Source organism: Pseudomonas sp. RT6P73 (assembly GCF_054897715.1).
The window spans coordinates 5,385,088-5,402,743 of sequence record NZ_JBUBUV010000002.1 but is presented as its reverse complement, the minus strand read 5'-3'; the positions used below and the strand labels follow the sequence as shown (position 1 = coordinate 5,402,743).

The window sequence follows — 17,656 nt, the reverse complement described above, 5'->3', positions numbered from 1 at the left end:
TGCTCACGTTTCGGTGCTCAGCACCATGAACAGCACCAGCGCCGCCACCGGTACACCGAACACGGCGCTGCCGACCACCAGTTCCGTGCTCAACGGCTGGCCGGCATGGACGATGCCGACCGCGCCGTTGATCAGCGTCAGGGCCAGCCACAGCACGACAAAACTGTAGGCCAGGGTCTGGCGGCTGAAGCCGATTTTCTCGCCGATGAACAGCATCAGCGCCAGCAGGATCAGGCCGAAGGTGATGATGATCGTGGTGTGCATGATGCGTGTCCTCCCTTCAGATGTGTGCTGTCTTGAGACCGCCTTCGCGGGCAAGCCTCGCTCCTACAGGTCACGCGCCATTTCAAATTGGCGCACGACCTGTAGGAGCGAGGCTTGCCCGCGAAAGCGTCTGGCCTGCCTGCAAATCAGCTTAAACCAATCCACCATTAGCCCGCAGAATCTGTCCATTGACCCAAGCCGAATCCGGCCCAACCAAAAAGGACACCACGCGAGCAATATCCTCTGGCTGACCCAGGCGCTCCAGCGGAGGCATCTTGGCGAAGGTCTGGATCTGTTCTTCGCTCTTGCCGTGCAAAAACAGCTCGGTCGCCACCGGCCCGGGGGCTACGGCGTTGACGGTGATGTTGCGACCGCGCATTTCTTTGGCGAACACCTGAGTCAGGGATTCCACCGCCGCTTTGCTGGCGATGTACACCGCGTAGCCCGGCAGGTTGAGGCCGACGGTGCTGCTCGAAAAATTGACGATCCGCCCGCCGTTATTCAGACGCGTTGCTGCTTCACGCAAAGTGTTGAAAGTGCCGCGCGCATGGATGTTGAAGGTCTGGTCGAACAGCTCATCGGTGTGTTGCGCCAGCGGCATCACTTTGAGAATGCCGGCGTTGTTGATCAGCACATCGACTTTGCCCAACTGTGTTTCGGTCTCGTCGAACATCCGGCGCACGTCATCGGCACTGGCCACATCGGCCTTGATCGCTATGGCTTGATGGCCGGCCTGGCGCAATTCAACAACGAGCTTCGAGGCTTCGGTGGCGCTGCTGGCGTAGTTGATGGCGACGGCGAAACCTTCGCTGGCCAGTTGTCTGGCGATCACCGCGCCGATGCCGCGGGAGGCGCCGGTCACGATGGCAACTTTTGAAGTTTGAGTGGTCATGGCGGTGATTCCTTTAAAAATGTTTGCTGGGTGTGAAGCCAGATTCACATGTTTACTCAGGCCGATAAATGCACGAGAGTTGCCTTGACTGTTCAATAATCGCCAACAATCGAGCTTCAGGAGCAACGTTGTGGATCAAGTCAAAGCGATGAAGGTCTTCGTGCGAATCTACGAGCGCAGCAGCTTCACCCTGGCTGCCGAGGACCTGAACCTGCCGCGGGCGACGTTGACTCATACCCTTAATCAATTCGAAGCATGGCTCGGTACGCGTTTGCTCGAACGCAGCACGCGCAAAGTGCGCCCGACGCTGGACGGCGAGGCCTATTACCAGCGATGTGTGCACTTGCTGGCGGAACTGGAAGAAGCCGAGCTGGCTTTTCGCGGCTGCGCACCCAAAGGCCGATTGCGCGTCGACCTGCACGGCACCCTGGCCAAGCATTTTGTGATCCCGGCATTGCCACAATTCATGGCGCGTTACCCGGACATCGAACTGTCCATCAGCGAGGCCGACCGTTTTGTCGACTTGATCGCAGAAGGCGTCGACTGCGTGCTGCGCGCCGGCACGTTGAATGATTCGGCGCTGATCGGAAAACGCATCGCCAACCTGCGCCAGATCACCTGCGCCAGCCCTGCGTACCTGCGCAAATACGGCGAACCGAAAAGCCTTGAAGACCTGCAACACCACCGGGCGGTGAACTACGTCTCGCGCACCACCGCCAAGTTATTCCCCTTCGAATTCATGGTCGATGGCGAACTCAAAGAAGTCGCTATCGATGGCGCGGTTTCAGTGTTCGGTGCGGAAATTTACGCGGCCTCGGCGATTGCCGGGCTCGGCCTGATCCAGTGTCCGCATTACCGAATGGAAACGCAGATTGCCCAAGGCCTGATACAGGAAGTCCTCATCGACACGCCACCCCCACCAATGCCGGTTTCGGTGCTGTACCCCCACAACCGACACATGTCTCCACGGGTTAGGGTGTTTGTGGATTGGTTGGGGGAGGTGTTTGCGGATGCTGTTTGACCTTGCTCGCTGTTTTTGATCGTTCCCACGTCGATCCGTCCGCGTGGGAATGCCTCAACGGACGCTCCGCGTTCGGCTCTGGATGGGACGCGGAGCGTCCCGGGCTGCATTCCCACGCAGAGCGTGGGAACGATCATAAAAATCTGTGAAACGTTTCAGCATTTTCTCGAGTCCGAGGTTTATCGGCGTTTGTCTGGGCGTATGCTGGGCAACTTGCGAAGCAGTCGATACTAACTTCAAGACAGGCAAGAGAGGATTCGATGACTTACACCGCTGCCGAAAACCGCTACGACTCTATCCCTTACCGCCGCGTAGGCCGCAGCGGTCTGGTGCTGCCGGCACTGTCCCTGGGCCTGTGGCACAACTTCGGCGACAGCACGCCGATCGACACTCAGCGCTCACTGTTGCGCACCGCCTTCGACCTTGGCATCAACCACTTCGACCTGGCCAACAACTATGGCCCGCCGTACGGCAGCGCCGAGATCAACTTCGGCCGTTTGCTGCGCGAAGACTTCAAGCAATACCGCGACGAGCTGATCATCTCGAGCAAGGCCGGCTGGGACATGTGGCCCGGCCCTTACGGCCAGGGCGGCGGCTCACGCAAATACGTGCTGGCCAGCCTTGATCAGAGCCTGCAACGCCTGGGTCTGGACTACGTGGACATCTTTTATTCCCATCGCTTCGACCCGGACACACCGCTGGAAGAAACCGCCAGTGCCCTCGCCACCGCCGTGCAGCAGGGTAAGGCGCTGTACATCGGTATCTCGTCGTATTCCGGGGTTAAAACCCGTGAGATGGCGGCGCTGTTGAAAGAGTGGAAAGTGCCGTTGCTGATTCACCAACCGGCGTACAACCTGCTCAATCGCTGGGTTGAAAAGGACCTGCTGGATGTCACCGACGAACTCGGCACCGGCGTCATTGCGTTCACGCCGTTGGCACAGGGTTTGTTGACCGACAAATACCTCAATGGCATTCCGAAAGATGCGCGGGTCAATCGCCCGGGCGGTGGTTCGTTGCAGGAATCTCATCTGTCCGAAGCCAACATCGCCCATGTGCGTGGGCTCAACGAAATCGCCAAACGTCGCGGGCAGAGCCTGGCGCAACTGGCGTTGGCGTGGACGTTGCGCGATCCGCGTGTGACCTCGGCATTGATCGGTGCGAGCCGGCCGGAGCAGATTATCGAGAACGTCGGGGCGTTGAAGAATTTGAGCTTTAGCGCTGAGGAGCTGGCGGAGATTGACCGGTTTGCCCAGGAAGGCGGGATTAATCTTTGGGAAAAGCCTTCGACGGCTGAATAAGCGTTCGCAGCTGTATTCTTCGGTGTGAGTACCGGCCTCATCGCGGGCAAGCCCGCTCCCACAGTAGATATCTGTTGGCCCCTATTCTGCGGTCAACCAATAACCTTGTGGGAGCGGGCTTGCCCGCGATGGGGCCAGTACAAACAACAAAAAAGCCAGGGACTCACCGAAAAAACGGCACATCCCCCAACACCGTAGCCCGCTGCATCACCCGCCGCGCCGGGCGGTAATCATCGACGGCGTAATGCTGTGTCACGCGGTTATCCCAGAACGCCACATCGTCTTTCTGCCAGCGCCAGCGAATGGTGAATTCCGGCCGCGTCGCATGAGCAAACAAAAACTTCAAAATCGCTTCGCTCTCGGTTTCCGACAGCTCATTGATCTTCGACGTGAAGCCCTCGTTGACGAACAACGACTGACGCCCGCTCACCGGGTGCGTGCGAATTACCGGGTGCGACAACGGCGGATTCTTCCGGCGCGCTTCTTCCCACTGGGCCAGGGCTTCAGGCGTGTTGCCATAACGCTCCAGCGGAAACGAGCGGGTGAAGTCGTGAGTCGCTGTCAGTCCTTCGAGCAAGCCTTTCATCGGTGCAGACAATGCTTCATACGCCGCAATGCCGCTGGCCCATAGCGTGTCGCCGCCAAATTCAGGCAGCAGCTTGGCGCTCAGCACCGCGCCCATGGCCGGGGTCGGCAGGAAGGTTACGTCGGTGTGCCAGATCGCGTTGTCGCGCACGTCGGTGACGGCGGTGTCGAGGATCAGCACTTCCGGTTGCTCCGGCACATTCGGGTAGATCGGATGGATGTGCAGATCGCCAAAATTCGCGGCGAAGCGTGCCTGCTGTTGAGGCGTGATCGGCTGATCGCGGAAGAACAATACTTGATGCTTGAGCAACGCTTGCTCGATGGCATCGCGTTGTTCCAGGTTCAGCGGCTGGCTGACGTCGATGCCGCTGATTTGCGCGCCAAGCGCGAAGCTGAGGGGGACGATGGTCAGGTTGCTCATGGTCTTTCTCTTCAATCCGGGGGTGCCGAGCTTTTGTGGGAGCAAGCCCGCTCCCACAGGTTGAATATTCAGTGAGCCTGGCCATGCCACGGCACCAGTTTGCGTTGCAGGGCGCGCAGACCCATTTCCATGGCGAAGGCGATCAGCGCGATCACCAGAATCCCCAGCACCACCACATCGGTGACCAGGAACTGCGCGGCCGACTGCACCATAAAACCCAAACCGCTGGTGGCGGCGATCAACTCGGCGGCAACCAGCGTCGACCAACCCACGCCCAGACCGATCCGTACACCGGTCAAAATATCCGGCAAGGCGCTCGGCAGAATCACATGGCGAATCAACTGCGCCCGGGTCGCACCCAGCGACTGCGCGGCGCGCAATTTGGCCGGATCGACCGTGCGCACGCCGGTCGCGGTGGCGATGGCGATCGGGGCAAAGATCGCGAGGTAGATCAGCAAGACTTTCGACAGCTCACCGATGCCGCACCAGATCACGATCAGCGGCAGATAAGCCAGCGGTGGAATCGGCCGGTAGAACTCGATCAACGGATCGAGAATGCCGCGCGCGATGCGGTTGTGGCCGATGGCGATGCCGACCGGTACGGCGGTCAGCACCGCGAAAACGAGGCCCAGACCGATCCGGCTGAGGCTGGCGCCCAAGTGCTGCCACAGCGTTGAATCCATGTAGCCGGTGGTGACCAGCAGCCAGCCTTTCTGCAGCACGGCAGACGGTGGCGGCAAGAACAGCGGTTCGATCATTCTAGTAGCGGTGACGGCCCACCAAATGAAAACCAGCGCGAGCAAGGTCAACACGCTGATCCACCGAGTGCTCAAACTGCGACGGACCGGAATGACCGTCGAACCTGGTTTCACCGCAACGGCGGGAATTTGATAGCTGCTCATGCGCGCTCCTGCCGCAGGGCGGTGCTGCGTTGGGAGAACACTTTGGCGAGCACGTGTTCGCGGGTTTCGATGAAGCGCGGGTCGGACTTGATCGAGCGAGCCGACTCACCGGCGGCGTAACGCTGGCCGAAGTCGAGGCTCAGGCGCTCGACGATTTGCCCGGGGTTCGGCGCCAGCAGAATCAGATCCGTGGCGAGGAACACCGCTTCTTCGATGTCGTGGGTAATCAGGAATACCGGTTTGGCGGTGCGCTGCCAGACTTGCAGCAGCAGCTCCTGCATCTGTTCGCGGGTGAAGGCGTCGAGGGCGCCGAAGGGTTCGTCCATCAGCAGGACGCGAGGGTCGGCGGCGAGCGCGCGGGCCAGGCCGACACGCTGTTTCTGGCCGCCCGAGAGCTGCCAGATGCGGCGATTTTCGAAACCTGAAAGGTCCACCAGTGCGAGCATTTCCCGGGCACGGATTTCGCGCTTGTCTCGGGACACACCGGCCAGCTCCAGACCGAAACCGACGTTGGCCAACACGTCCTGCCAAGGCAGCAACGCGTCATCCTGGAACACCACGCCGCGTTCGGCGCTCGGGCCTTTGACCGGCACGCCATCAAGGGTGATGCGCCCGGCGCTGGGCTCGACGAAACCGGCAATCAGGTTCAACAGCGAAGTCTTGCCACTGCCGGACGGGCCGAGGGCCACCAGCAACTGCTGGGGCCCAAGGCTCAGGGAAATATCCGCCAGTACCGGTTCCGGGCTGCCGGGGTACTGTGCGCTGATGCGCTCCAGCTGTAGCAAAGCCATCGCGGTTAACTCCCGATCAGTTGGTGATGAACTTGGCGCTGACGTACGGCGCGTAATCCGGCAGTACGGCTTCGACCTTGCCTTGTTCCTTGAGGAAGGCAGCGGTGTCGGTGATGGCCTTGGTGGTCGGTGCGCCGAGGGTAATCACCTGATCAGCCGCCAGCGGGAAGACGTTGCCTTGCAGCAGCAACGGAATGTCGCTGGCCTTGGCGCCGGAGAGTTTCACCAGCTTGTCGACGTTGGATTGATTGGCGAGCCAGGCTTTCGGGTCTTTGCGGTAATCGGCGTAGGCATCCAGGGTCACTTTGGCGAACGCGGTGACGATTTCCGGGTGCTTCTCGGCGAAGTCTTTACGCACGATCCACGCATCGAAGGTTGGCGCACCGAACTTGGCCAGTTCGCCGGAGGTGATCAGCACTTTGCCGTTTTCCTTGGCCACACCGAGGGCTGGGTCCCAGACGTAAGTGGCGTCGATGTCACCGCGTTTCCACGCAGCGATGATGGCGGGTGGTGCGAGGTTGAGCACGGTGACTTTCGACGGGTCGATGTTCCAGTGTTTCAGCGCGGCCAGCAGGCTGTAGTGGCCGGTGGAAACGAACGGCACGGCGACTTTCTTGCCGATCAGGTCCTGAGGGGTCTTGATCCCGGAACCGTCGCGGGCGACCAGGGCTTCGGCGGCACCGATCTGCGTGGCGATGAGGAAGGTTTCGACCGGGACTTTGCGGGTGATGGCCGCCGTCAGGGGGCTGGAACCGAGGTAGCCGATCTGCACGTCGCCGGACGCGATGGCGGCGATGATGTCGGCGCCATTGTCGAATTTGCGCCAGTCGATCTTGGCGTTGGTGGCTTTTTCGTAAGCGCCGTCAGCCTGGGCGACTTTCGCTGGGTCAACGGTAGTTTGGTAGGCGACGGTAACGTCAGCCGCCTGGGCCAGGAAACTCGCCGCAGCCAGAGACGCGACCGCCAGGAGGCGAAGGGGAAAAGTCAGTTTCATTGAGAAGCTCCTTGTCAGGCGACCGAGAGTCGGCGTGAAAGGAGACTAAATGATCTAAGAATTCGAAAATAAATAACTTTTTCGAATGAGCTTATGAGCGGAAAATTCTAAGGGATGGGTGAGAGGGTAGGGAGATTTTGCGATTGTGTGCAGTCAGGTGGATCGCCCCCTCACCCCAGCCCTCTCCCCACGGGGGAGAGGGGAAAGGGGGCCGATCTTTATGCTTTTCCAATCCCGAGTTCGACTCGGGCTTTCAGGTCGATGTATGCCGTGAGACACCTCGGTCAGTCCCCTCTACCCCTGGGAGAGGGTTAGGGTGAGGGGTGGACTTGAAATCAGTTGCTGATCGCCAGAATGCTCGCCTGATACGACCCGACAAACACATCGAAATCGCCGACTTCGTTCTGTTCCAGCTCCACTTGCTCAGCCAGTGAGGAACGCGCGCGTGCTTCAAACTTCGCCTGGTCTTCGCCGTTCAATGGCTCGCGGCGGAAAAACTCCGCATGCACCTGGCTTTGGCGCAGGGAGAACTGGGCAAAGCTTTCCTTGTGTTCGGCCATCGCCGCCAGCACCTGGGCCGATGGCGTCAGGGACGGGTCCTTGACCTTGGCCAGCTGCGCATCCAGTGCCTTGCTGTGGGCATCGCCGCCGTGGTTTTGATCAAGCAGCGCCGCAATCGGAGCCATTTTTTCCAGCAACTCGGCGGCCCATTCCTTCAGATCAACCGGTTGACCGTCGCGTTGCAATTGCAGGCCCGGACGACGACCTTCCTTGACCACGCTGAGGAAGTTCGAGGTCGCATTGCTGCACGCGGTATTGGTCAGCAGCGGGCTATCGTTCAGCGCGCAATACAGCAGGAACGCGTCGAGGAAGCGCGACTCCGGCAGGTCGATGCCCATCGGCAGGAACGGGTTGATGTCCAGGCAGCGCACTTCGACGTACTGAATGCCGCGAGCCACCAGCGCCTGGATCGGCCGTTCGCCGGTGTAGGTCACGCGTTTCGGGCGGATGTTGGAGTAGTACTCGTTTTCGATCTGCAGGATGTTGGTGTTGAGCTGAACCCACTCACCGTCCTGATGCGTGCCGATCTCGACGTATGGCGCGTACGGCGTAGCGACCGCTTTGCGCAGGCTATCGGTGTAGCTGGCCAAGTCGTTGTAGCACGGGGTCAGACCGGCCTGGGCGTTGCTCTGGTAACCCAGGTCGCTCATGCGCAGGCTGGTGGCGTACGGCAGATACAAGGTGTCCGGGTCCAGTTGTTCCAACTGGTGCGAACGACCGCGCAGGAAACCGGCGTCCAAGGCAGGGGAGGCACCGAACAGGTACATCAGCAGCCAGCTGTAGCGACGGAAGTTGCGGATCAGCGCGATGTAGGCCGACGACTGATAGTCGCGGTCGGTGCCGACAAAGCCTTCAGTCTCTCTCAGCAGTGGCCAGAGCTTTTCCGGCAGGGAAAAGTTGTAGTGAATCCCGGCGATGCACTGCATGGTCTTGCCGTAACGCAGGGCCAGGCCCTTGCGGTAGACGTACTTGAGCTGACCGATGTTGGACGTGCCGTAATAGGCGATCGGGATGTCTTCCTCGGCCGGCAACGGGCACGGCATCGATGGACTCCACAGAAACTCGTTGCCGAGCTTGCTGTAGGCAAACCGATGAATCTTGTCCAGGCTCGCCAGCGTATCGGCCGGGTCTGGCAGGGCCGGGGTAATGAATTCCAGCAACGACTCGGAATAGTCGGTGGTGATTTGTTCATTGGTCAGCGCGGAACCCAATTCTTCCGGGTGCGGCGTTTGCGCCAGGCGACCTTCACCGGTCACGCGCAGGCATTCACGTTCGATGCCGTGAAGGCACTGTTCGAGCAGAGAGAGGTTAGCGCGCTCGCCGAGCAGAGCCAGGCGGCGGTTGAGAAGTTCGCTCAAGTTGGATTCCTTCACGCGTCAGTCGCCCCAATATGGGGGTGGGCAAGACGGTCTACAAGGGTGAAGTTAAAACTGGCGTTTTCGCCTGGTTTTTGCAACCGCGCAAGCCATGCCGGTCAGTAAGGAACTGCACAATCCCAGTGGGAGCGATCTGTGGCGAGGGGGCTTGCCCCCGTTGGGCTGCGAAGCAGCCCCAAAATCTCTGAATTTCCAGGATCTTGTGAGTGCTGCGCACTCAAACGGGGGCAAGCCCCCTCGCCACAGGCGCTCCCACAGGTTTCGTTGCGCTGAAATTAACTCAAATGGGTGACATCTAGCTACAGGACAGCGAACGTGCCTTGTGCTTTTGCGACCAGTTTGTCGCCTTGCATCACATCAGCTTCAACCACCAGCGTGCGACGACCCGGGTGAATCACCCGTGCCGTGCACATCACTTCACCATCTGAAACGGCGCGAATGTAGTTGATCTTGCATTCGATGGTCGCGCTCTGCTGGTCAAAGCCGTGGGTGCTGGAACAGGCCAGCCCCATGGCAATGTCCACCAGACTGAATAAAGCCCCGCCGTGCAGCTTGCCGCCGCGATTGCGCAGTTCTGGCTCAAGCGCCAGGGCGACCTGCGCCACCCCGGTTTCCAGGCTGTGCAAGCGACACCCCAGCAGCTTGAAAAACGCGCTTTCGGTCAGCCCGGCGGGAATCTCCATCAGCGTTTCTTCAACTGCTTGGCGTTGGCGAACAGCGAAGCCATGGCGTTGTTGGCCGGGGCCGCTGCCGTGGTTTCCTTGCGCGGTGCTGTGGTCTGGGACTGGCGCGGAGCCGAACCCGGACGCGCACCACGGGCACCGTCGATTTTCTCGCCGGGGGTGTCGCTCATGCGCATCGACAGGCCGACGCGTTTGCGTGGGATGTCGACTTCCATGACCTTCACTTTCACCACGTCACCGGCCTTGACCGCTTCGCGCGGATCCTTGATGAACTTCTCCGAAAGCGCAGAAATATGCACCAAACCGTCCTGATGCACGCCGATATCAACGAACGCGCCGAAGTTGGTCACGTTGGTGACGACGCCTTCGAGGATCATCCCCAGTTGCAGGTCCTTGAGCTCTTCGACGCCTTCCTGGAACTCGGCGGTCTTGAACTCCGGACGCGGGTCGCGGCCAGGTTTTTCCAGTTCTTGCAGGATGTCGGTGACCGTTGGCAGACCGAACGTTTCGTCGGTGTACTTCTTCGGATCAAGGCGCTTGAGGAAGCTCGCGTCGCCGATCAACGAGCGAATGTCGCGGTCGGTTTCAGCGGCGATGCGTTGCACCAGCGGATAGGCTTCCGGGTGAACCGCCGACGAATCCAGCGGGTTGTCGCCGTTCATGACGCGCAGGAATCCAGCGGCCTGTTCGAATGTTTTCTCGCCCAGACGCGCGACTTTCTTCAATGCCGCGCGGGTTTTGAATGCGCCGTGCTCGTCGCGGTGGCTGACGATGTTCTGCGCCAGGGTCGCGTTGAGGCCGGAGATGCGGGCCAGCAACGCCACGGAAGCGGTGTTGACGTCGACGCCCACGGCGTTCACGCAGTCTTCGACCACAGCGTCAAGGCCGCGCGCCAGTTTCAGCTGCGACACGTCGTGCTGGTACTGGCCGACACCGATGGATTTCGGATCGATCTTCACCAGTTCGGCCAATGGATCCTGCAGGCGACGGGCAATCGACACCGCGCCACGGATCGACACGTCGAGGTCCGGGAATTCCTTGGAAGCCAGTTCCGACGCCGAGTAAACCGATGCACCAGCCTCGGAGACCATGACCTTGGTCATCTTCATCGCCGGGTATTTTTTGATCAGCTCAGCGGCGAGCTTGTCGGTCTCACGGCTGGCGGTGCCGTTGCCGATGGCGATCAGATCCACCGAGTGCTTGGCGCACAGGGCGGCAAGAATCGCGAGGGTCTGGTCCCACTTGTTGTGTGGCACGTGCGGGTAAACCGTGGCGTGATCCAGCAGCTTGCCGGTGGAATCGACCACGGCGACCTTGCAGCCGGTGCGCAGGCCCGGGTCAAGACCCAGCGTGGCGCGCGGGCCGGCCGGGGCCGACAGCAGCAAGTCGTGCAGGTTGTGGGCGAACACGTTGATTGCTTCGGTTTCCGCGCCGTCGCGCAGTTCGCCCAGCAGGTCGGTTTCGAGGTGGGTGTAGAGCTTGACCTTCCAGGTCCAACGCACCACTTCGCCCAGCCATTTGTCGGCGGCGCGGTTCTGGTTCTGGATGCCGAATTGCTGGCCGATCATGCCTTCGCACGGGTGCATGGTGCCTGGCAGCTCTTCGCCGACTTTCAGTGCGGAACTCAGAATGCCTTCGTTGCGGCCACGGAAAATCGCCAGCGCGCGGTGCGACGGCATGCTTTTCAGCGGTTCGTCGTGTTCGAAATAATCGCGGAACTTGGCGCCTTCCTCTTCCTTGCCGGCGATGACGCGGGCACTGAGGGTCGCTTCCTGCTTGAGGTAGCTGCGCAGTTTGTCCAGCAAGCCGGCGTCTTCGGCGAAGCGTTCCATCAGGATGTATTTGGCGCCTTCGAGGGCGGCCTTCACATCGGCCACACCTTTTTCGGCGTCGACGAAGCGTGCGGCTTCAGCGTCCGGCGTCAGGCTCGGGTCGTTGAACAGGCCGTCGGCCAGCTCGCCAAGGCCGGCTTCCAGGGCAATCTGGCCCTTGGTGCGGCGCTTCTGCTTGTACGGCAGGTACAAGTCTTCGAGGCGGGTTTTGGTGTCGGCGAGTTTGATGTCGCGTTCGAGTTGCGGGGTCAGCTTGCCTTGCTCTTCAATGCTGGCAAGGATGCTGATACGCCGTTCGTCGAGTTCTCGCAGGTAGCGCAGACGTTCTTCCAGATGACGCAACTGGATGTCATCGAGGCTGCCGGTCACTTCTTTCCGGTAGCGGGCGATGAAAGGAACGGTAGACCCTTCATCGAGTAGCGCGACGGCCGCTTCGACCTGTTGTGGGCGTACACCGAGTTCCTCGGCGATGCGGCTGTTGATGCTGTCCATAAAACCACCTGACAAATTGTGAAAGCAGGCTCGCAGGCGCAGAGATAAAGGCTCGGCGAGTCTGGTTGAGCGGCCTGGCGTGCGCCGCTACCTGGATCAACAGGTATCCCGTTGACCCGTGAAATCGAACAATGACTGCCGCGCCATGAAAATAAAAAGCGGCCACCTACAGCCATGATCAGACGTTGCCTGACACAAAAGGCCGCGCATTATAACCAGCGTTCTATCATTCAGGGCATCGCAGGCGGTAGCGCGAAGGCCGGATTTCTGGCGGTGAAGGAAAAATCTGCTAACAATGCACACGGTGCGTATAACGGCAGCTACGCCATAATGCGCGCCGAGATCAAAGGAGCATCTAATGAGCAGCACTGCAAACAATGCTGAAGGCGAAAAAATTCTTATTGTTGACGACGATCCAGGGCTGAGCAGCCTGCTGGAACGTTTTTTCGTCAGCAAGGGCTACCGCGCCCGCGCCGTACCGAACACCGAACAAATGGATCGCCTGCTGGCGCGTGAAGTGTTCAACCTGGTCGTTCTCGACCTGATGCTGCCCGGCGAAGACGGTCTGACCGCCTGCCGCCGCCTGCGCACGGCGAACAATCAGATCCCGATCATCATGCTGACCGCCAAGGGCGATGAGCTGAGCCGCATCAAGGGCCTGGAACTGGGCGCCGACGATTACCTGGCCAAGCCCTTCAACCCGGATGAGCTGATGGCCCGTGTCAAAGCGGTCCTGCGCCGTCAGTCGACGCCTGTGCCGGGCGCACCGGGCAGCGAAGACGAAAGCGTGACCTTCGGTGACTACGAGCTGTCCCTGGCCACCCGCGAACTCAAGCGCGGTGACGAAGTGCACATGCTCACCACCGGTGAGTTCGCGGTGCTCAAGGCCTTGGTCATGAACGCGCGTCAGCCACTGACTCGCGACAAACTGATGAACCTGGCCCGTGGCCGCGAATGGGATGCCCTGGAGCGTTCCATCGACGTGCAGATCTCCCGTCTGCGCCGGATGATCGAACCTGATCCATCCAAACCGCGTTACATCCAGACGGTCTGGGGCGTGGGTTACGTGTTCGTTCCGGATGGCGCCGCCTCCAAGTGATCGGCGATTTGTAGGAGCGGGTCTTGCGGACGATTGTCCGCAGACTCGCGATCCGCAATATGCGAGCATCGCTCGCTCCTGCAAGTGTGTAGCGGTTATCCATGAAAACCCCCGTTTGGTTCCCCCAGAGTTTCTTCTCCCGCACCCTGTGGCTGGTGCTGATCGTCGTCCTGTTCTCCAAGGCGCTGACCCTGGTTTATCTGTTGATGAACGAAGACGTGCTGGTGGATCGCCAATACAGCCACGGCGTCGCCCTGACGCTGCGCGCCTATTGGGCTGCCGATGAAAAAAACCGAGAGAAAATCGCTGATGCCGCCACCCTGATCCGGGTCGTGGGCGCAGGTGTGCCGGAAGGCGAACAACACTGGCCCTACAGCGAGATCTATCAGCGGCAGATGCAGGCCGAGCTGGGTGCCGATACCGAAGTACGATTACGCATGCACTCGCCGCCGGCCCTTTGGGTTCGGGCGCCTAGCCTGGGCGATGGCTGGCTGAAAGTGCCGCTTTATCCGCATCCGTTGCGCGGCCAGAAAATCTGGAACGTGCTCGGCTGGTTCCTCGCTATCGGCCTGCTGTCCACCGCCTCGGCGTGGATCTTCGTCAGCCAGCTCAATCAACCGTTGAAACGTCTGGTCTATGCCGCAAGGCAACTCGGCCAGGGGCGTAGCATACGCCTGCCGATCAGCGACACACCGAGCGAGATGACCGAGGTGTACCGGGCTTTCAACCAGATGGCGGAAGACGTTGAGCAGGCCGGTCGCGAGCGCGAGCTGATGCTCGCCGGAGTGTCACACGATCTGCGTACCCCCCTGACCCGGTTGCGGTTGTCCCTGGAGTTGATGGGCGACCACAACGACCTCACCGACGCGATGGTGCGCGACATCGAAGACATGGACGCGATCCTCGACCAGTTCCTGGCGTTTATTCGCGATGGTCGTGACGAGTCTGTCGAGGAAGTGGACCTGAGCGACCTGGTTCGCGAAGTCGCTGCACCGTACAACCAGAACGAAGAAAAAGTGCGGCTGCGCCTGGAACCGATCCAGCCGTTTCCCCTGCGTCGGGTGTCGATGAAGCGGTTGCTGAACAATTTGATCGGCAACGCCTTGCACCATGCTGGCAGCGGGGTTGAGGTGGCGGCTTATGTGTCTGGCGATACCAGCGCGCCGTATGTAGTGCTGAGCGTCATGGACCGTGGGGCGGGGATTGATCCTTCTGAATTGGAAGCGATCTTTAACCCGTTCACTCGGGGCGATCGTGCCCGGGGCGGGAAGGGGACAGGGTTGGGCTTGGCGATCGTGAAGCGGATTGCTTCGATGCATGGCGGGAATGTTGAGTTGCGCAATCGGTCCGGTGGTGGGCTGGAAGCGCGGGTGCGGTTGCCGTTGGGGTTAATGTTGCCGCGGGATGCGGTGTAGTCAAAGGCCACCCCTCACCCCAGCCCTCCCGAAACGTCGGACCGCCCCAAAGGGGAGAGGGGGAAAGGGAGCAGACCGCATGCTTTTCAGATCCTGAGTTCACCTCGATTTTTCAGGTCGATGTAGCTCCAAGAACAACTCGGTCAGTCCCCTCGCCCCTTTGGGGCGGTCCGACGTTTCGGGAGGGTTAGGGTGAGGGGTGTCCCTAACTGACACCCCTCAGTTCCGAAACCTCAACCTTTGCCTTTGGTCCGCGTCATATTCGGCCCACCATTCTTCTCAAGATGCTCAATGATGATCCCCGCCACGTTCTTCCCGGTGGTGGTCTCAATCCCTTCCAGTCCCGGCGACGAGTTCACTTCCATCACCAGCGGCCCGTGATTGGAACGCAGGATATCCACACCCGCCACCGCCAAACCCATGACCTTCGCCGCACGCAACGCGGTCATGCGTTCTTCCGGGGTGATCTTGATCAGGCTGGCGCTGCCACCCCGATGCAGGTTGGAGCGGAACTCACCAGGCTTGGCCTGACGCTTCATCGCCGCGATCACCTTGTCACCGACCACGAAGCAGCGAATGTCGGCGCCACCGGCTTCCTTGATGTATTCCTGAACCATGATGTTCTGCTTCAGGCCCATGAAGGCTTCAATCACCGACTCTGCCGCCGTCGCCGTTTCACACAGCACCACACCGATGCCTTGCGTACCTTCCAGCACCTTGATCACCAGCGGTGCGCCGTTGACCATATCGATCAGGTCGGGAATGTCATCCGGGGAGTGCGCAAACCCGGTCACCGGCAAGCCGATCCCCCGGCGCGAGAGCAATTGCAGCGACCGCAGCTTGTCCCGCGAACGGGCGATGGCCACCGATTCATTGAGCGGGAAAACCCCCATCATTTCGAACTGGCGCAACACCGCGCAGCCATAAAACGTTACAGAGGCACCGATCCTTGGGATCACCGCGTCGAAACCCTCCAGCGGCTTGCCGCGGTAGTGGATCTGCGGCTTGTGGCTGGCAATGTTCATATAGGCGCGCAGGGTGTCGATCACCACCATTTCATGGCCACGCTCGGTACCGGCTTCGACCAGACGACGAGTGGAATACAGACGCGGGTTCCGCGACAGCACAGCGATCTTCATGCAACACCTGTGGAAGAGGTAGATACCGGGAACACCGGCTTGTCTTGTACATATTTAATCCCCGGATTGACCACCAGTTGGCCGTCGATCAGGGCTTTGGAACCGAGTAGCAGGCGATAACGCATGGACTTGCGGCAGGCGAGGGTGAATTCGACTCGCCATACCCGGTCACCCAGGGCCAGTGTGGTACTGACCACATAGCGCATCTGCGCGTGACCGTTGGAGCTTTTGATGGTTTTGCGCGTCACCAGTGGCGCCTCGCAGCGTCGATGACGCAATTGCACCACCGTGCCCAGGTGCGCGGTGAAGCGCACCCAGCTTTCACCGTCGCGCTCGAACGGCTCGATGTCGGTCGCATGCAGGCTTGAGGTACTGGCACCGGTATCGATTTTTGCGCGCAGGCCCGCGACTCCCAAATCCGGGAGCGCCACCCACTCGCGCAGACCGATAACGGTCAAATGGTCAAATGTCTTCAATAGAAAAAACCGGCGATTAACGCGTCCAGGCCTCAGGCGTTACCTGGGCCAACGCTTTGAATGCGGGTTTGGCGAACCAGTAACCCTGCATCAGAAATATTCCACAGTCCGCCAGGAAATCCCGTTCTCCGGCGCTTTCGATGCCTTCGGCGATGACTGTAACGTTCAACTCCGCACAGATTGTGACAATCCCTCGAACGATAGCCTGACGAACACGATCGCGGTCGACATCGCGGATCAGTGCCATGTCGAGTTTGATCAGGTCCGGTTGGAAATCAGCCAGCAGATTGAGCCCCGAGTAGCCCGCGCCGAAATCATCGATGGCGGTCTTGAAGCCGAATTCGCGGTATTCACGCAGAATATTAGTCAAATGGCGATAGTTATCTACGTGCTGGCTTTCCAGGGTTTCGAAAATCAGACGGTTGATGGGGAAGTTGTGTTTTTTCGCGGCCTCCAGGGTGCTGCGAATGCACAGCTCCGGGCGGTAGACAGCGTTGGGCATGAAGTTGATGGACAAGTGTGTCTGCATGTTTAGATTGGCCGCACCCTCAATCGCTCGCATCCGACAGAGCTGGTCGAAACGGTAGCGATTTTCCTCGGTGACCTGGTCGAGCACCGACAGTGCGCCTTCCCCGGCAAGGCCGCGTACCAAGGCCTCATGAGCAAAAATCGACTGATCGCGCAGATCGACGATCGGTTGGTAGGCAAAAGAAAAATCGAAGCCCAGCGGTTCACTTTGCTGACAGCCCTGGCAACCGCCCTGCGGCGAGGTCAATGAAGACGGGAATATAGTCAATCGATCACTCCATGCCGGTGAGCCGGCCAAGATCACAGTCTATCCGGAGGGCCGAGTTCTTGCGCCCGACAGAAACGGTAGTACAGTTCCGACTACTGGCCGAAAGAGGAATTCATATGGCACAAAAACAGGAAGAGGACGACAAGGTCCGTCTCGATAAGTGGTTGTGGGCCGCGCGTTTTTATAAAACACGCGCCTTGGCCAAGGCGGCGATTGAAAGCGGCAAGGTGCATTGCCGGGGTGAACGCTGCAAACCGGGCAAGGAGCCGAGGGTCGGCGACGAATTTCAGATTCGTACAGGGTTCGAGGAACGCACGGTTGTGGTTCAGGCGCTATCGATTGTGCGCCGTGGTGCGCCAGAGGCTCAGGCCTTGTATGCAGAAACCGATGCCAGCGTCGCCAAGCGCGAAGCGGCCGCGGCCATGCGCAAGGCGGGTGCGTTGGGCGTGAGCACTGATGGCAAGCCGAGCAAGAAACAGCGGCGGGATTTGTTCAAGTTTCGCGGCAGTAGCAACGACGAGTGAGGGTGTTGCTTCTGTGTTGTCCGGACTGACGCTTTCGCGGGCAAGCCACGCTCCCACAGGTATTGCGCAGTCCTTTGTGGGAGTGAGCCTGCTCG

The 17,656-nt window shown here is 60.1% G+C and carries 17 protein-coding genes; 5 read left to right on the top strand and 12 right to left on the bottom strand.

The window, feature by feature from the left end; genetic code table 11:
• Nucleotides 1-3: 3 nt before the first annotated feature.
• The gene (locus tag ACYZT6_RS25030) at nt 4-264 is read right to left on the bottom strand and encodes a hypothetical protein (RefSeq protein ID WP_462029051.1); all 261 of its coding nucleotides are present in this window, start codon (nt 262-264) and stop codon (nt 4-6) included.
• Nucleotides 265-415: 151 nt separating this feature from the next.
• Nucleotides 416-1,156, bottom strand: coding sequence for an SDR family oxidoreductase (locus tag ACYZT6_RS25025; protein ID WP_462029050.1), 741 nt, complete (start codon nt 1,154-1,156; stop codon nt 416-418).
• 130 nt (nt 1,157-1,286) lie between these two features.
• On the opposite strand from ACYZT6_RS25025, the gene ACYZT6_RS25020 reads away from it, so the two are divergent.
• Nucleotides 1,287-2,177: a LysR family transcriptional regulator gene (locus tag ACYZT6_RS25020; RefSeq protein ID WP_462029049.1), complete on the top strand. Its 891-nt coding sequence runs from the start codon at nt 1,287-1,289 to the stop codon at nt 2,175-2,177.
• Between the two features lie 260 nt (nt 2,178-2,437).
• Nucleotides 2,438-3,475, top strand: a complete 1,038-nt coding sequence (gene mgrA, locus ACYZT6_RS25015; protein WP_102593420.1) for an L-glyceraldehyde 3-phosphate reductase — start codon at nt 2,438-2,440, stop codon at nt 3,473-3,475.
• A gap of 163 nt (nt 3,476-3,638) precedes the next feature.
• On the opposite strand, the gene tauD is transcribed toward mgrA, so the two are convergent.
• From tauD to ACYZT6_RS24980, 7 genes are all read right to left on the bottom strand, one after another.
• Nucleotides 3,639-4,481 carry a taurine dioxygenase gene (gene tauD / locus ACYZT6_RS25010; RefSeq protein WP_462029048.1) on the bottom strand — a complete coding sequence of 281 codons (843 nt, stop codon included), beginning with the start codon at nt 4,479-4,481 and terminating at the stop codon, nt 3,639-3,641.
• A 68-nt stretch (nt 4,482-4,549) separates the two neighbouring features.
• Nucleotides 4,550-5,383: a taurine ABC transporter permease TauC gene (gene tauC / locus ACYZT6_RS25005; protein ID WP_462029047.1), complete on the bottom strand. Its 834-nt coding sequence runs from the start codon at nt 5,381-5,383 to the stop codon at nt 4,550-4,552.
• Nucleotides 5,380-6,174, bottom strand: coding sequence for a taurine ABC transporter ATP-binding subunit (tauB, locus tag ACYZT6_RS25000; RefSeq protein ID WP_462029046.1), 795 nt, complete (start codon nt 6,172-6,174; stop codon nt 5,380-5,382). Before tauB ends, tauC begins: the two co-directional genes overlap by 4 nt.
• 16 nt (nt 6,175-6,190) lie before the next feature.
• Complete coding sequence (tauA, locus tag ACYZT6_RS24995; protein ID WP_462029045.1) at nt 6,191-7,168, bottom strand: taurine ABC transporter substrate-binding protein; 978 nt, start codon at nt 7,166-7,168, stop codon at nt 6,191-6,193.
• A 335-nt stretch (nt 7,169-7,503) separates the two neighbouring features.
• Nucleotides 7,504-9,087 carry a glutamate--cysteine ligase gene (gene gshA, locus ACYZT6_RS24990; RefSeq protein WP_462029044.1) on the bottom strand — a complete coding sequence of 528 codons (1,584 nt, stop codon included), beginning with the start codon at nt 9,085-9,087 and terminating at the stop codon, nt 7,504-7,506.
• A 317-nt stretch (nt 9,088-9,404) separates the two neighbouring features.
• The gene (locus tag ACYZT6_RS24985; protein WP_008019061.1) at nt 9,405-9,788 is read right to left on the bottom strand and encodes a PaaI family thioesterase; all 384 of its coding nucleotides are present in this window, start codon (nt 9,786-9,788) and stop codon (nt 9,405-9,407) included.
• A complete protein-coding gene (locus tag ACYZT6_RS24980; protein WP_462029043.1) occupies nt 9,788-12,112 on the bottom strand; it encodes a Tex family protein in 2,325 nt (774 codons plus the stop codon). Before ACYZT6_RS24980 ends, ACYZT6_RS24985 begins: the two co-directional genes overlap by 1 nt.
• Nucleotides 12,113-12,470: 358 nt before the next feature.
• Here ACYZT6_RS24980 and ompR point away from each other — a divergent pair, with 358 nt between their 5' ends.
• Both ompR and ACYZT6_RS24970 read left to right on the top strand, forming a co-directional pair.
• Complete coding sequence (gene ompR, locus ACYZT6_RS24975) at nt 12,471-13,211, top strand: osmolarity response regulator transcription factor OmpR (RefSeq protein ID WP_462029042.1); 741 nt, start codon at nt 12,471-12,473, stop codon at nt 13,209-13,211.
• A gap of 101 nt (nt 13,212-13,312) precedes the next feature.
• Nucleotides 13,313-14,626 (top strand): ATP-binding protein, encoded by a 1,314-nt coding sequence (locus ACYZT6_RS24970; protein ID WP_461956631.1) that lies wholly within the window; start codon nt 13,313-13,315, stop codon nt 14,624-14,626.
• 233 nt (nt 14,627-14,859) lie between these two features.
• Here ACYZT6_RS24970 and rimK read toward each other — a convergent pair whose 3' ends face one another.
• From rimK to rimA, 3 genes are read right to left on the bottom strand one after another with little or no spacing between them, the layout of a single operon-like run.
• Entirely contained in the window at nt 14,860-15,765 is a 906-nt protein-coding gene (rimK, locus tag ACYZT6_RS24965) for a 30S ribosomal protein S6--L-glutamate ligase (RefSeq protein ID WP_007949201.1), read from the bottom strand.
• Entirely contained in the window at nt 15,762-16,241 is a 480-nt protein-coding gene (rimB, locus tag ACYZT6_RS24960) for a retropepsin-like aspartic endopeptidase RimB (RefSeq protein WP_010464766.1), read from the bottom strand. Before rimB ends, rimK begins: the two co-directional genes overlap by 4 nt.
• Nucleotides 16,242-16,257: 16 nt before the next feature.
• Nucleotides 16,258-17,037, bottom strand: a complete 780-nt coding sequence (rimA, locus tag ACYZT6_RS24955; protein ID WP_462029041.1) for a S6 modification regulatory phosphodiesterase RimA — start codon at nt 17,035-17,037, stop codon at nt 16,258-16,260.
• A gap of 116 nt (nt 17,038-17,153) precedes the next feature.
• On the opposite strand from rimA, the gene ACYZT6_RS24950 reads away from it, so the two are divergent.
• Nucleotides 17,154-17,561 carry an RNA-binding S4 domain-containing protein gene (locus tag ACYZT6_RS24950; protein ID WP_461983513.1) on the top strand — a complete coding sequence of 136 codons (408 nt, stop codon included), beginning with the start codon at nt 17,154-17,156 and terminating at the stop codon, nt 17,559-17,561.
• The last annotated feature ends 95 nt before the right edge of the window (nt 17,562-17,656 follow it).